The 14,857-nt window shown below is 34.2% G+C and carries 13 protein-coding genes and 1 riboswitch; of the genes, 4 read left to right on the forward strand and 9 right to left on the reverse strand.

All coding sequences use genetic code 11. The features are described from left to right. Window positions 1–89: 89 nt before the first annotated feature. The 4 genes from C1724_RS09585 to C1724_RS09600 form a co-directional block, all read right to left on the reverse strand. Window positions 90–1,973 carry a TRAP transporter permease gene (locus tag C1724_RS09585; RefSeq protein ID WP_102346440.1) on the reverse strand — a complete coding sequence of 628 codons (1,884 nt, stop codon included), beginning with the start codon at window positions 1,971–1,973 and terminating at the stop codon, window positions 90–92. 294 nt (window positions 1,974–2,267) lie between these two features. After that, on the reverse strand, window positions 2,268–3,347 hold the full coding sequence (locus tag C1724_RS09590; protein ID WP_102346441.1) for a TAXI family TRAP transporter solute-binding subunit: 1,080 nt from the start codon (window positions 3,345–3,347) through the stop codon (window positions 2,268–2,270). Window positions 3,348–3,585: 238 nt separating this feature from the next. Beyond that, window positions 3,586–5,043 (reverse strand): aldehyde dehydrogenase family protein, encoded by a 1,458-nt coding sequence (locus tag C1724_RS09595; RefSeq protein WP_180994212.1) that lies wholly within the window; start codon window positions 5,041–5,043, stop codon window positions 3,586–3,588. 758 nt (window positions 5,044–5,801) lie between these two features. Next, window positions 5,802–8,000 carry a DNA topoisomerase III gene (locus C1724_RS09600; RefSeq protein WP_102346443.1) on the reverse strand — a complete coding sequence of 733 codons (2,199 nt, stop codon included), beginning with the start codon at window positions 7,998–8,000 and terminating at the stop codon, window positions 5,802–5,804. Between the two features lie 532 nt (window positions 8,001–8,532). On the opposite strand from C1724_RS09600, the gene C1724_RS09605 reads away from it, so the two are divergent. Next, window positions 8,533–9,792 carry an ATP-binding protein gene (locus C1724_RS09605; protein WP_102346444.1) on the forward strand — a complete coding sequence of 420 codons (1,260 nt, stop codon included), beginning with the start codon at window positions 8,533–8,535 and terminating at the stop codon, window positions 9,790–9,792. A 148-nt stretch (window positions 9,793–9,940) separates the two neighbouring features. Here the strand turns inward: C1724_RS09605 and C1724_RS09610 are convergent, their stop codons facing one another. From C1724_RS09610 to C1724_RS09620, 3 genes are all read right to left on the reverse strand, one after another. Beyond that, window positions 9,941–10,585, reverse strand: a complete 645-nt coding sequence (locus tag C1724_RS09610; protein ID WP_102346445.1) for an SDR family oxidoreductase — start codon at window positions 10,583–10,585, stop codon at window positions 9,941–9,943. Between the two features lie 83 nt (window positions 10,586–10,668). Further along, window positions 10,669–11,754, reverse strand: coding sequence for an ethanolamine utilization protein EutH (gene eutH / locus C1724_RS09615; RefSeq protein WP_102346446.1), 1,086 nt, complete (start codon window positions 11,752–11,754; stop codon window positions 10,669–10,671). 48 nt (window positions 11,755–11,802) lie between these two features. Then, complete coding sequence (locus C1724_RS09620) at window positions 11,803–11,991, reverse strand: DUF4083 family protein (RefSeq protein ID WP_102346447.1); 189 nt, start codon at window positions 11,989–11,991, stop codon at window positions 11,803–11,805. A gap of 195 nt (window positions 11,992–12,186) precedes the next feature. Between C1724_RS09620 and C1724_RS09625 the strand changes: the two genes are divergently transcribed. Next, window positions 12,187–12,357, forward strand: coding sequence for a Fur-regulated basic protein FbpA (locus tag C1724_RS09625; protein ID WP_102346448.1), 171 nt, complete (start codon window positions 12,187–12,189; stop codon window positions 12,355–12,357). 90 nt (window positions 12,358–12,447) lie between these two features. Here C1724_RS09625 and C1724_RS09630 read toward each other — a convergent pair whose 3' ends face one another. Then, entirely contained in the window at window positions 12,448–13,119 is a 672-nt protein-coding gene (locus tag C1724_RS09630; protein ID WP_102346449.1) for an SOS response-associated peptidase, read from the reverse strand. 88 nt (window positions 13,120–13,207) lie between these two features. Between C1724_RS09630 and C1724_RS09635 the strand changes: the two genes are divergently transcribed. Then, on the forward strand, window positions 13,208–13,396 hold the full coding sequence (locus C1724_RS09635; protein ID WP_102346450.1) for a hypothetical protein: 189 nt from the start codon (window positions 13,208–13,210) through the stop codon (window positions 13,394–13,396). A 68-nt stretch (window positions 13,397–13,464) separates the two neighbouring features. Here the strand turns inward: C1724_RS09635 and C1724_RS25305 are convergent, their stop codons facing one another. Beyond that, window positions 13,465–13,758, reverse strand: a complete 294-nt coding sequence (locus tag C1724_RS25305) for a hypothetical protein (RefSeq protein WP_180994213.1) — start codon at window positions 13,756–13,758, stop codon at window positions 13,465–13,467. A 145-nt stretch (window positions 13,759–13,903) separates the two neighbouring features. Continuing rightward, a riboswitch (cyclic di-AMP (ydaO/yuaA leader) is annotated at window positions 13,904–14,084 on the reverse strand. Window positions 14,085–14,256: 172 nt separating this feature from the next. Between C1724_RS25305 and C1724_RS09645 the strand changes: the two genes are divergently transcribed. Continuing rightward, a complete protein-coding gene (locus tag C1724_RS09645; RefSeq protein ID WP_102346452.1) occupies window positions 14,257–14,820 on the forward strand; it encodes an FAD-dependent oxidoreductase in 564 nt (187 codons plus the stop codon). Window positions 14,821–14,857 lie beyond the last annotated feature (37 nt).

Here is a 14,857-nt window from a genome sequence, read left to right on the forward strand (position 1 = left end):
TTTGGTAATTATTTGTTATCGTAATAGTAATTTTACGCAAAACCTATCAACGTATAAAAATGCAATCTGTCAAGGCTTTGAAGGTTGTATTAGATCGCCGATTGTTTCCCTTCCGAATAATCAAATTTATTCTTTCTTTTAGTATTTAATTGAACAATAATGATAATCCCGACCAATACAAGGCCGATAATGTCGGATAAGTTATTATTAATTACCAAGCTAATTGAACTTATTAACGCTAAAATACGAACAGGAGTGTCAACTGACCCCATAAAATTCCCTATTACAGCAGCCGATAACATAATGACTCCGATTAATGTCATAATAATGGCCGATGTTATTTCGAAAGGTGTACCGATCAACAAGAGCGCGGGATTAAACAGGAAAGCAAAGGCAATTAAGAACGCAGGTATACCTAGATAAAATGCATACATTCCAGTCTTATGGGCATTCGTTTTGGCAATACTTGCAGCTGCATAGGCGGATAAGGCAACAGGTGGTGTTATCATTGAAAAAACAGCGAAATAAAGTAAAAACATATGAACAGCAATTAGTTCAAATCCAAAATCTAATAATGCTGTCGCTAATAATACTGAAGCCATAATATAAGCTGAAACCGTCGGCATTCCCATACCTAGAATGATACAGCAGATAGCAACTAAAAGGACTGATAGAAATACATTGCCAAATGACCAAGTCATAATAATACTTGTTAACTTCAAACCTAAACCTGTATGGAGTACAACACCAACAACTATACCGGCAACTGCACAAGGAATCGCCACCTGAAGAGATTGTTGAGCACCCTTGATAAAACAATCTAATATGTCTGAAATCTTAAACCTAGTTGATTTACGAAAAGCACTTAAAACAACTACACTAATAATCGCCCAAAATGCTGCCTTTTGTAATGTAGCACCTGAAAAAATAAAATAGACTAAGATTACTAATGGTATTAATAGAGGCAGTCTACGTATGATGTCTTTTAGACGCTCCGCCTTTACGTCTGAATCCTCGGATTTTAAACCTAGTTTATTGGTCTGCATATGAACCATCGAGAATACTGCAACGTAAAATAGAATAGCAGGAATTAAGGCGGCTAATATAAATTCGCTATATGGCATACCAATTGTATTCGCCACTATAAAAGCTGCTGCACCCATTATCGGTGGTAATAACTGCCCTCCAGTTGATGCAAGCGCTTCCACCGATGCCGCAAATTTAGGAGAAAATCCAACTTTTTGCATTAAAGGAATGGTTAATACACCCGTACTCACGACATTACCGACGGCACTTCCACTTATAGATCCCATCCCGCCACTAGCTAGAACAGCCGCTTTCGCAGGACCACCTTTCGCTTTACCAGTTAATTTAAAAGCAATATCGATAAATAATTTCCCTCCACCAGATTGCTCCAAAAAGACTGCAAATAAAACAAAATAAAATACAAAATTGACTGAGGCCGCAACTGGTGCCCCTAAAATACCATCGGTAGATAAAAACATAATATCTACAACTTGTTTAAAGGAAAAACCTCTATGCTCTAAAAGTCCAGGCATATACGGACCTGCAAAGGCGTAGATCAAAAACATAGCAGCTAACACGGTCAATGCTAAACCGGCTATTCTTCGTGAAGCCTCTAATACTAAAAGAACTAATACAATTCCAAAAAAGTAATCTAATGGTTGCAATTCACTGACAAAAAACATTCTAGATGCAATCCGCTTGTAATCATAAATGACATATATTGTTGTTAAAATAGATAAAAAAACTAATACGTAGTCTACAGCTAATTTTAATACGCCTTTTTTCTTTTCGGCTTCACTAATTATTGCGAAGCATAAAGCAAGCGCAAAGCCTGTATGTATCGCTCTCTGAAGGAGAGCATCAAGCGGGCCTACACCTGCTAAATAAAGTTGAAAAAGAGCCCATCCTATTGCAATTATTGAAAAGAGATTAATATATTTCTTCATATTTACCTCCGTTAATATTTTATATCTCCAATCATGACCCTAATTTGTACTACTATTAATTCCCATTGTTCATCATATAAAGAAAACAAGGAATACTTTTATTATTCAATCTAAAATCTTTCTTAAATTTCTCATCTGAACTACGCAATTCCAAAATGTCAAATTTAACCGAATTTAAGAGGCATAGGATGTGACGCGTAGTAGTTTTACAGACTTTATCTACCACGCGACACATCGATAGAGTATATGTTTGTATTACTTTGACAAAAACAAAATTTTAATATGGCTAGAACCCTAATCTAAAGCTCCTATTTCTTTATAATAACGCTCTGCTCCGGGATGTAATGGAATATGTCCGTTGCTATCTGCATGCCCAGCTGTTTTAGGATCAAACTCAGCAAAAGCAGCATGTGCTTCGACTAAAGCTTCTTTATTTTCAACAAAAGCTTTCGCAAGTTCATAGGCTACATCATCATCCATTCTTGCATGTGTAATATAAGTCAAACCTAAACTATTCGTGATTACATCTTCATCTTGACCTTCATAATTACCCGCTTCAAGAACATCATCTTTTACAAACCCATAATTTTCGCTTAAATATGCTCGCTTATCATCTTCCATACTTAATATCGTTACATCATTTTGTGTACTTAATTCCGTTAAAGTAGCTTGATTTCTAGGTAGAGCCAAAATAAATATGTCCGAAGTATTATTTTGGAATGTTGATAAAACTACTTCATCTGCTGCTAGCTGTACATTACCACCATAACTTTCGATGGTCTTGTAATCTAAATCGTACGCTTCCAATACTAATCTAGTAATATACTCAGCCAACGTGCCTTCAGGTTTTGTGATTATTTTAACCGGAATCTCTTTTTCCTTAATATCAGCTAACGATTTGATATTATGCTCTTCTAAAAATTCATTTCTAGCAACAATTCCTACAAATGATTTATAATTTGTCCCTACCAAAGCACGAATATCCTTATATGGTTTATCATAAGCCACTATTCCGTTATAAGCCCAGTTCTGTGAAACATTAAACATAATCCCAAAATCAGCTTCTCCATTTTCTATTAATTGAACATTCCCGATTCCACCTGAATAGGGAAATACTTCTAAATCAATATTACCTTCTTTTCTCAATATTTCCGCTAATGCCCCTGTATATATGTACGGAGCACTAGTTTGACCCGCTATTGCAGCAGATAATTGCACTGTGTCTGATTCAGATTCACCATTACCGGAATTTTCAGAACCCTCAGCTGTGCTAGCATTTTCATTTCCATTACCGCAACCGAAAAGCACCAAAGACATCAACATCACAATACCAATTAAGAACATGTGGTTTTTTGTTTTATAATTTTTTTTCATAAACCTTCCTTTCTTTATCCTTTTAATAAAGAATAAGTTTGTTTTTTAAATTCAAAGTCTCTATTAGCCTGAGTAGGCGTCAGTAAAATACTTAATATTCAGTTTTTTATAACTAGAATGCAACATAACCTATTGAGTTCTATAAATTTCAATTTCCAAAACCCACCAAATTAGCCAAATTACTCATCTGTCATCGGTTTTCTAGAGTAGATCTACTTATAATGAACTCAGAATAATCTTACATATCTGTTCGACGAATAAGAGCTTGTAGTTCCGTATGTTCGTATAGGCCTTCTACGCCATGCCCTCTTCCAATACCACTTTGTTTAAATCCTCCAAAAGGCATATTAACAGCTGAAGCACCAACTTGATGGATATTCACAAAAACACTTCCTGATTGAAGTTTTCGAGCTAGCTCAAAACCTTTTTCTTCATCGGATGTCCAGACCGAATTACCTAATCCAAATTCAGTATCATTCGCAAAGGCAATCGCTTCTTCTTCTGTCTCAAAAGGCACAATAGGGATAATAGGTCCAAATTGTTCTTTTTTAACAATATCATCATCGTTCGTAACATTTGTGATGACCCTCGGTAAAATATAATTACCTTGATCAGCAGATACACCCTCTACAAATTGCCCTACTGTAGTGACTTTAGCATTAGTTTTTTCAACTTTTTCAAGTAATTGCTGGATAACATCAAGTTGTGCTTTATTATTGATCGGGCCTAATGTAGATTCACTATTAAGTCCCGGTCCAACTCTTAACCGGTCAGCAGCGGCGGTAAATTTAGAAACAAACTCATCATAGTTATCCTTACTAACATAGATTCTTTTAATCGCATAACAAATTTGGCCACTGTAAGTAAATACACCTTTAATCATTCTATTTATTAAATCATCATCAATATTTTTATCACTCAGTATGATGGCCGCATCATTCCCACCTAATTCCATACTAAAGTTCTTGATTGTCTTAGCTGCTTCGGCAATGATTTCACTTCCGATTTCCGTACTACCAGTGAAAGTAATTTTACGTACTTTCTCATGAGCAGTCATGGCGGAACCAACCTTCGAACCTGAACCTAAAACGACATTTAATGCACCTTTTGGTAATTCTCCTGCCATGTGATGCAGAATTCTAGTAAGAGTTAGAGGTGAATAAGTAGATGGTTTTAAGACCACAGTATTCCCAGCTAATAATGCAGGTGATGCCATCATGAACCCTAATAAGACCGGGTAATTCCAAGGTACAATTATAGAAACAACACCCATCGGCTGTCTCGTCAATATCATTTTCCCTTGCTCATTCTCAATGACTTCTTCTTTGTCCAATTCATTTGCCAGGCCGCTATAATACTTTAATACATTAGCGGCAGCCAACAATTCTGATCGAGCTTCACTAAGTAACTTCCCGTTTTCCAACACCAATAGCTCCGTTAAGGACTCCAGATTCTGTTCAATATAATTAGCTGTTGACTTTAAATAACTAGCTCTTTTTTCCGGAGCATATTGTGACCAATCTCCCCAAGCTTCATATGCAGCTTCAACAGCTTGATCGACATGTTCTTTGGTACCCATTGTGATTTCACCCACAACTTCATCCAATTGAGCTGGATTATATAACTTCATTTTATCTTCTGCGGATACAACCTTCCCATTTATAAACATATCCTCTGTCAATGGCATTACTTTCATATACAAAACCTCCATATTATTATTATTGATGAACATTTGAAATCACCTTTTGAAAACGATTACAAAATTATTACAACTCTTTGCTATCTTGCTTACGCAATTTAACTCAACCCTATTATTCTTCTTAATTACTCCTAAATATCTTGTATACTTTTGTATCAAACCTCCTATTTTCTACAATTTACTGTCAACCTCAGAGTTACAATTGAAAAAACACTAACGAAAGGAGCAAGTATAATAATTTCATTCCCCGCATCCTTCCCCTCTTTCCCAATAAAATAATTTTAGGTTAGCACAATTTTGAATATTCCGACTAATCCTATTAATAAGAATACATCATTTGAAATTTTATTTCAACACATCTATAAAATAAAATTTTATATATTATACTATTAGACTTATGCAGATGAGTTATTAGTATATATCTGTTTATACCACTCTTATATGTTCATCGTCCTGTATTTAATTAGCATTCTTTAAAATAAAAATTTAAATTTTTTTTTAAGACTAACCAATTCAATTTAAAACATAAGTACCACTACTATCATAAAAAAAACAAATACCCTAAAGAATAGTCCAGAAGGAAGGAAGACTTTTTTAATCCATAGTGTTGATTTTTTGATTAGAGAGGAAAGCGAGTACCTGTAACGGAAATCCAAATTCAAATTTTAATAGCACATAAAAAAAGACTGTAGGGAAACTCAAAACTAATTGAGTTTGTCTACAGTCTAAACTATCGTAAAGAATAGCTGAATTCTCTATTTCTTGTTCAATTTTAATTTTGCTAATGCATCTGCTAACGCTGTGTTGATAGGTTCCTCTTGTTTGTTTTGTTTTTTTAGATAATTTGATACCTCTTTTTTAGATACATTGGTATGCTTATTCTTTTTCCGTCGTTCATTAAATGTCGACATTTTTTCACGATGTCCACATTTACATACAAAAATTTGTCCTTCACCTTGTCCTCGAAGTTCAAGTTTTTTATGACAATTTGGACACCTTGCATTTGTAACTTTACTTACATTTTTCCGATGACCACACTCACGATCCTGACATACGAGCATTTTTCCCTTTTTACCGTTCACTTCTAGCATAAGCTTTCCACATTCAGGACACTTTGTACCTGTGATATTATCATGTTTAAATTTTTGTGTGCTGTTTTTTATTTCGTGAACAACGGTTTTGGTATAGTTTTTCATATCGTTAATAAAAATAGTTTTACTTAGTTTCCCCTTGGCAATCGCATCCAGCTTTTGTTCCCAGTCTGCTGTCAATGCAGGAGTTTTTAATTCTTTCGGAACTAAATCAAGCAATTGTTTCCCTTTTGACGTTAGAAAAATTTCCTTTTCTTTTTTTTCAATTAAAAACGCGTTGAATAGCTTTTCAATAATATCAGCGCGAGTAGCAACTGTTCCGAGACCACCGGTTTCTCCAATCGTTTTAATTAAATCCTTAGTTTCACCAGCCATATATTTACTCGGGTTTTCCATGGCTGAAAGCAATGTTGCCTCATTAAAACGAGCAGGCGGTTTTGTTTCACCTTGGGTCTGTGATAATGAAGTAACCGTTAATGTTTCACCTTTCGCTAAAGAGGGCAATAACTGTGCCTTCATGTCATCACTATCTTCATCCTCGTCAAGATCGTTATTATATACGTCCTTCCAGCCTATCGAGACAATTGTTTTTCCTTTTGCAACAAATGTTTCATCAGCAATCATTGCTTTTATTGTGGTTTGTTCATATTCAAACGCCGGATATAGAACAGCTAAAAAGCGCTTAACAACTAAATCATATATTTTTCGTTCTTTATCAGTAAACTTATTTAGCATTACTGTTTCTTCTGTTGGGATAATCGCATGATGATCCGATACCTTGCTATCATTAATAAACGAAGAATTTGATTTAATCGGTTTCAGTAAAAGTTTATGTGCGAGCTGTTTATATGGGCCATTCCCACTAGCCCTTATCCGCTCACTCAGTGTATCAACGATATCTGATGATAAATACCTTGAATCCGTGCGCGGATATGTTAGAACTTTATGTTGTTCATATAGCTTTTGCATAATTTGCAACGTTTCCTTGGCTGAATATCCAAATATTTTATTTGCATCTCGTTGCAATTCAGTTAAATCATAGAGCTGTGGTGCAAAGGTTTTTTTATACTTTTTCTCCACATCAGTAATAATAGCTTGTTTATTCTTACACTTAGCTACTATTTGGTCTACCATATCTTTTGAAAAAGTTTTTATATCTTTAGTTTGACTATTTTGCCAAGTTAGCGTCAAATTATGATTAGTTTGTGCCTTAATTCCATAAAAAGCTTTAGGCTTGAAATTTTTTATTTCCTCTTCTCTCTTAGCAATTATTGCAACTGTTGGCGTTTGTACTCGTCCAGCTGATAACTGGGCATTAAATTTACTTGTAAGGGCCCTAGTCGCATTGAGTCCGACATACCAATCCGCTTCTGAACGAGCAACAGCAGAATGATACAAATTCTCAAAGTCTTTTCCGCTTTTTAATTTCTGAAATCCTTCTTTGATAGCTTTATCTGTTACAGAAGATATCCATAATCGTTTCGTCGGTTTATTAACTTTTGCCTTGTCGAGTATCCATTGAGCCACAAGCTGACCTTCTCTTCCTGCATCCGTTGCAATTACAATTTCACCAACATCAGAACGATGCAATTGACTTTTTACGGCATTAAACTGCTTACTTGTTTGTTTTATTACAACTGTTTTTAATTGATTCGGCAGCATGGGTAAATCTTCAAGTTTCCATGTTTTATATTTGACGTCATACGTTTCAGGATCAGCAAGTGTTACTAAATGGCCCAACGCCCAAGTAACTATATATTTATCACCTTCTAAAAAGCCATTACCCTTTTTTTGACACTCCAGAACTCGTGCAATATCACGAGCAACTGATGGTTTCTCGGCAAGTACTACGGTCTTCTTCATCAAAACATCCTTTCAAAGTAAAACTTCCATCAGTAGGTTTTTGTCTCACCACTGATGGTTATTTGAACCTATCATGGTTTTATAGCCTGTTTATACCCTAATGGTATGCCTAATGATTCCCCACCATACTTTTCAAAATTACTAAAAGTTTTGGAGGGGAAGTATATAGCAATTAAACCTCGATAAACAACTAAGGTCTAATATATCATGATCGTTCGTTGAATGAAATCAATAGTGTCTTCAAGTCTTACTAAGGTTGTACCTTAACAAAAGTATATAGGTGCTTGAGTATACTATTATTAAAAGGTATTACATTTCTAATCTTTCAAAATGTCGGCTAATGTTCATAATTCTTTCAAATTAGTTAATAATTATGAAAGTAAAATACATGTCGGATTTACCATAACTGCCTAATTACATTAGTAAATTCCCAAAAATATCTCTTTAGGTTTATATCAATTTCACAAACAATAAGTTATTATAGGATAGTAATCGTATAAACCAAACATTGAATTACCTATAGGAGTATTAAATGGCAAAAAAAACGATAATAAGTCTCTATATAATTTTTAGTATTATATGGATTTTAACTACTGATTTTATAATAGCTCAATTTGTTCCAGGTCATCTTGCCGAAATCATTGAAACTACTAAAGAATTTATTTATGTGATAATTACAGGTAGCTTTCTGTATTTTATTTTTATAAAAACTAAAGAATTAAACCAAGTAAAAGAAACTGAGAAACGTCTATCGACCTTAATAAATTCGATGGTCGACTTTGTCAATTTTAAAGATGGTGAAGGTAGATGGATTGAAGCGAATCAGTTTGGTCTACAGTTATTTCAGCTTGAAAATGTTCAATATCGAGGAAAAACAGATCTAGAACTTGCAGAATACACTAGCTTTTATCATGATGCCCTAAAAAACTGTCACGAATCAGACGAGATTGCTTGGATGAATGCAAAAAGCACACGTTTCGAAGAAGTTGTTGCATTACCGAATGACACTCAGAAAACCTTCGATACAATTAAGATCCCTTTATTTCATCCAGATGGCACAAGGAAAGGTCTAGTTATAATTGGCAGAGATGTCACAAGTTTAAGATTAGCTGAAGAAAAGCTGCGACAATCAGAGAAGTTATCTATAGTAGGTGAATTGGCAGCTAGTGTCGCACACGAAATTAGAAACCCTCTTACTTCATTAAAGGGATTTGTTCAACTATTACCTCGAGAAGATAGCAACCAACAGTATTATGATATTATGCATGATGAGTTAAAACGAATTAACGATATTGTAGACGAATTATTACTTCTTGCTAAGCCACAAAAGTTGCATTTTAAAGAAGCAGACATTCAAAAAATACTTGATGATGTTCTTGCCTTATTATCAATTCAAGCAAGGCAAAGTAATATAGAGCTTCACTCTGATGGCGAAAATAAGATTGAGCTGATTGAATGTGAACCCAATCAGTTAAAACAGGTTTTAATAAACTTAATTAAAAATGCTATCGAAGCTTCGAAGAATGGCGGAAAAGTTACTATCTCTTTAAATAAAGATGATAAAGACCATGTAATAATCATTATTAAAGACAATGGCTGTGGCATTTCAAAAGAAAGATTGGCGAAAATAGGAGAACCATTTTATTCATCAAAAGAAAAAGGCACTGGACTAGGCTTAACCGTAAGTTTTAATATTGTCCAAGCTCACAATGGAACCATTAAGTTCACAAGTGTTCCTGATCATGGTACTGAAGTGAGCATTCGGTTACCTGTTCACCCAATCAAAATTTGATCAATTTTCGGGGAGTACCTTTCAAATAAATAGTAGTAATTAAAAAATACCCATCCTCCCATTCCCTAAAGCGAATGGGTATTTTAAATTATAATAAGACTTCACGATTCTGTGTCATTTATTGTATTATTAACAACATTTAGGTTAACTAAATTGATTTTATAGCAACGGAAATTTCAGTTTCACCGGAAACAAGATCAAATGCTTTATTAAATGTATTATTTTCATTTAAGACAGTTGCTATAGTTCGGGCAACATCTTCTCGAGGTATAATATTCCGCGGTAAATTCTCAGCAATTGAAACTTTTCCGGTTCCAGGATCATTCGTTAATCCTCCTGGACGAATAATGGTATACGTCAAGCTGCTTGCTACGAGCATCCGATCTGCATAATGTTTAGCCACGAAATATGGCTTAATGGCATCGCTCCAATTGTTTCTATTATGCGCTTGTATTGCACTTACCATTATAAACCGTTGTATACCTGCTTTTTCTGCCGCCTCTACAGTTTTAACAGCTCCATCCAAATCGACTAGCAGCGTTTTATCAGGCCCTGTTTTACCACCTGACCCTGCGGTAAAAACAATTGCATCACAACCATCAGCAGCTCTTGCAATTTCATCAACCGTTCCCTCAAGGTTTGCAATTACCGCTTCTGCCCCTAAATTTTCAATAGTCTCTACTTGCTCAGGTTTTCGAACCATTGCTCTAACGGTATGATCACTACTGTTAGTTAAAATGCGGATAAGATGCTGTCCAATCTGACCGTTAGCTCCTACTACAAATACTTTCAAATTGTATGTATCTCCTTTCAAAATCCAAATTATGTCTTCATTATTACAAAGAATTTGGTAGCAATCAAATGAAACACTTAACATCACTTTGTTATATCTTTACGGTTTAATGTGACAACTGCTAAAAGAACAGCAGTAATACCTGAGATTAACTTCCCTATGATCATTGCAAAAGCCATTTCCTTATTCATACCCGCAACAAATCCAAGATGGCCTCCAAATACGAATGCACCACTAACTGCAAAAGCAGTATTGATTACTTTCCCTTTAGGCTCCATGTCTCTAAACATTGAAAACATGGGAATCACATGTGCAAGCGATGCGATTAATCCAGCGGTTGATGTATTATTGATGTTTAATATTGAACCAAACTTTGTTAAATGCTTTTTAAAAGCAAATGAAATGAATGATACCATTGGAAATGCACCTGCAAGCATAATGGCGATCATCCCGACAATTTGAATTCCTTCTTCAATTGGTGCCATATTTTTAATAATCGTAAATCCAGTTAATGTTTCAACTATTATGGCTGTTAGTCCTATAACTGCAATAATTTCAACAACCTTACCGAAAAGCTGAAACCCTATAATCATTAGGTTTTGAAATTTCAAAATCCCAACTCCAATTAATACAGAAGCAATCATCATTGGAATTAGATTTATTACGATCATCTTTAAATTAAAACCTGCAAACATTCCTCCAACTAAACAACCTAACGGTACCGTTATAATTCCTAGAAGAATTCCATTTGCAAAATAAGGTTGATCCTGTTTATCAATAATCCCCAATGCAACTGGAATTGTAAAAACAATCGTTGGCCCCATCATTGTACCTAAAAATACCCACGAAAATAAAGCTGCATCAGGATCTATTGCCATTTCTTGAGCTAACGCATACCCACCCATATCTACTGCAAGTAATGTATTTGCAAAACTAGCAGGATCTGCACCAATAAATTCATATAGAGGAGCAATAATTGGAATTAATACATCCGCTAATACTGGGGCTATCGAAACGATCCCCACCATTGCAAGTGTCAAAGGCCCCATTGCCATAAAACCGTCCGTAAATCGTTGCCCGAAACCCCACCTATTCCCTAAGCATTTATCAAGTGCGCCAAGGCAAAGAAAAAAAACCATTAGATAAATAACAAAAGTGTTAATTCCCATTTTTAATCCTCATTCTATGGCTAAACCCTCCATTGTATTATAGAATATTTATTTGTTCTTTTTCTGATACTGCAGTATTTGGTCTATTTTCTCTTCGATTTGATCCATTCTTCTATTTTGTTTTTTTCTTTTTACAAATAAAAATAGAATTCCTAATGGAACTCCAATTACAATGATTAACATTATCAGTTGAAATAATAGGTCCCCTATATTTAGACTTATTTCTCCACTTAACACAAATAACACTTCCTTACTTAATTATTAATTTGTATCATAACGCATAATTGAACAAATAGTATACTCCATACTTAAAGTAAGTCAAGCATGTTCATTTAATAAATCCGCATTTATCATTTGACAAATATATCTAAATACCTTACAATAATATTGTAAACGCTTACATTTACGCTTTTTTTTAAGGAGTGATGGTACATGTTAACACAAAATGACATAAATAAAGATTACATCATCGACATCCTTTTAAATAATGGATTATTTAAAATGCCTGATGGTCGTCAATTGTACGAAGCAACCGAAAAAGAGCTAAAAAAAGAGCTTTGTACAAAAACACATAATCAATATGAATTTTGTTCAATATTATAAAATAAGTGCACATGTATTTAGTTTATCAGCCAAATACATGTGCGCTTTTTATTTCTGGTGTTTATTATTTGCAAATTAGTTGCTGTTTTTTTATGCTAATGGTTCAATACATTCTATATTATTATTCTTAGGTGTATTTACGATTGATGATACTTTATACGCTTTCATCTCATTAGCGTCGAATGGCACAAGCAGTTTTTTTAACTCTATTGGATCTTGATTTCGCCGATCAAGCCACTTCGCAGTCGCATCTTCAGAAAGAATGACCGGCATACGATCATGGATAGGTTTCATCAATGGATTTGAACTAGTTGTTATTATTGTACAAGTTGTGTACTCAATATCATTAATTAGACTCCGATCCCATAAGCCTGCAAAAGCAATAGGATTATTATTAGTTAACGTCATTCTAAAGGGTTGTTTTTCACCATTACTATCTTTTTTCCACTCATAAAAACCGTCAGCAACAATAATACAACGTCTCTGTCTTAAAAGCTTTCTAAAGCTAACCTTTTGTTCTAATGTTTCTGCCCTTGCATTAATCATTTTATACCCAACTGATGGATCCTTTGACCATGAAGGAACTAATCCCCACTTTAGTAATCCACCTTTCAAGTTTTCACCATCAGAGACAACGGCTAATACATCCTGGCTCGGTGCAATATTATAGCTAGGCTCATACATAATGTTTACACCATTGACTAAATCAAAAAAGTCTATGATTTCATCCAATGGTATCGATAAGGTAAAGCGACCGCACATTTTTTTCACCTCTTTTACTTAACATATTGCAAATTAGAAGAACGTATGTTTTGATAAGTATGCTGTTTAATCCCACGAGGAGGTTATTATGTATTATAAAATTCTTTATTGCAAATGGCTTGGTGGTCAAAGAAAAGTAACTGTATTTAATTTTAAACTATCACAAATAATTGAATTTACAATAGATGAACTCGATGAACTGGATGAAGATCTTAAAAGATATATTAAATCTAATTGGGAGTCTATACTTGCTGGCCATTGGGATTATTCTAAGTGATTGCTTAGTATAAAATTTAAAGGGTAAGCTCAAAATCTATAAGAGAGCTTACCCAATTAATATGTTAATTATTTTATTTTTGTAAATGCTGGATTAGCACCATTTTTATTCAATGACTTTTTAGTTTCTTTCCAACATTGGATTACATCACACATTTCATTCACTGATTCAATAAACTCTTGTTCCTTTTCAGTTAATCTTTCTTTTTTATTTAGTTGTTCCATTAAATCTATAGATTGTTCAATAAATCCAGATTTAATTAAGGTACTTTTCATTTTCATATAAATCACCTTTGCGCCAATGCCTTTAGATAAGCCTAGTTTTCCTATTTCAAAATCGCGTTTACGTATAGTATATGACAAAAGACAAGCTTTACTTGTTCCTTTATCAACATAAAGTAGAATTAAAACCCAATTCATATTGGATATATATTTAAGAGGAAACCAAAAAATGCTCTTTTTATTAAAAATGACCACATGAAAAGTGTGGTCCTATATACGAGTGTCCACATCCTCCCTTCAAACGCTTTCGAAGTTAGCTGTCGGATTTGGGCTAAAGAGTAGCCCTTCCTTTGAATGATTTGTATTATTACTAATACTATTTCTAATCAAAGGTTTCACCCCTAGTGATATTGCTCCACAAAATTGGGTCCTCCAATTCTTTATTAAGAATTAAGCGATTAAGAAATTGGAAACTACTAATATAAATTTAATATTATTTATCACATTTTACCCTCGCAAATGTGACCTGTAAAGATCTTTTTTCTTCCTTACAAACAACGACGATTCGTTTTATTTTACAATTCACATTATTTCTTTATAATAATTATTATTACCATATATTACATAGGAGGTTTTTGTATGTTTGATATTGCAATTATTGGAGCTGGTCCTGCAGGAGCTAGTGCTGCATTATTTTCTGCAAAAGCAGGGAAAAAGACATTGGTACTTGATAATGATAAAAGTATGACAAAAAGAGCATGGATGGAGAACCATTATGGGGTTGAAGCAATTTCAGGGCCTGATTTAATTGCTGTTGGTAAAAAGCAAGCTGGTAAATTCGAAGCTGAATTCGTTCAAGCAACCGCGGAAGATATTGTTAAAACAGAAAAGGGTTTTAAAATTAAGACTGATAATGGTGAACATGAAGCACAGCATGTAATTGTTGCTACAGGAGTTTCAGTTGATCTTGCTGAAAAAGTAGGGTTGACTACAAAAGAAGGTAGAGAACCACGTATTAAAACCGTTTTAGATGTAGATGCAAATGGAAAAACAAATATTGAAGGCATTTGGGCTGCAGGTACTGTTGCAGGTATGAGCGTTCATACAATCATTACAGCAGGCGATGGCGCTAAAGTTGCTATTAATGTCATTAGTGAATTGAATGGTGAACGATACGTGGACCATGATGTTTTTAAAGGTTAGGAAAACAAAAGCTAAACTAACCCTTGTTTATATAACA

Source organism: Bacillus sp. Marseille-P3661, from assembly GCF_900240995.1.
In the GTDB taxonomy this organism is placed as follows: Bacteria; Bacillota; Bacilli; order Bacillales; family Bacillaceae_J; genus OESV01.

Bases quoted from the DNA above. Each gene is read 5' to 3' on its own strand.
- eutH (WP_102346446.1), bottom strand. From the start codon at position 11,754: ATGGGAATTAACACTTTTGTTATTTATCTAATGGTTTTTTTTCTTTGC.
- C1724_RS09590 (WP_102346441.1), bottom strand. From the start codon at position 3,347: ATGAAAAAAAATTATAAAACAAAAAACCACATGTTCTTAATTGGTATT.
- C1724_RS09625 (WP_102346448.1), top strand. From the start codon at position 12,187: ATGTTAACACAAAATGACATAAATAAAGATTACATCATCGACATCCTT.
- C1724_RS09635 (WP_102346450.1), top strand. From the start codon at position 13,208: ATGTATTATAAAATTCTTTATTGCAAATGGCTTGGTGGTCAAAGAAAA.
- C1724_RS09605 (WP_102346444.1), top strand. From the start codon at position 8,533: ATGGCAAAAAAAACGATAATAAGTCTCTATATAATTTTTAGTATTATA.
- C1724_RS09585 (WP_102346440.1), bottom strand. From the start codon at position 1,973: ATGAAGAAATATATTAATCTCTTTTCAATAATTGCAATAGGATGGGCT.
- C1724_RS09645 (WP_102346452.1), top strand. From the start codon at position 14,257: ATGTTTGATATTGCAATTATTGGAGCTGGTCCTGCAGGAGCTAGTGCT.
- C1724_RS09600 (WP_102346443.1), bottom strand. From the start codon at position 8,000: ATGAAGAAGACCGTAGTACTTGCCGAGAAACCATCAGTTGCTCGTGAT.
- C1724_RS09630 (WP_102346449.1), bottom strand. From the start codon at position 13,119: ATGTGCGGTCGCTTTACCTTATCGATACCATTGGATGAAATCATAGAC.
- C1724_RS09595 (WP_180994212.1), bottom strand. From the start codon at position 5,043: ATGAAAGTAATGCCATTGACAGAGGATATGTTTATAAATGGGAAGGTT.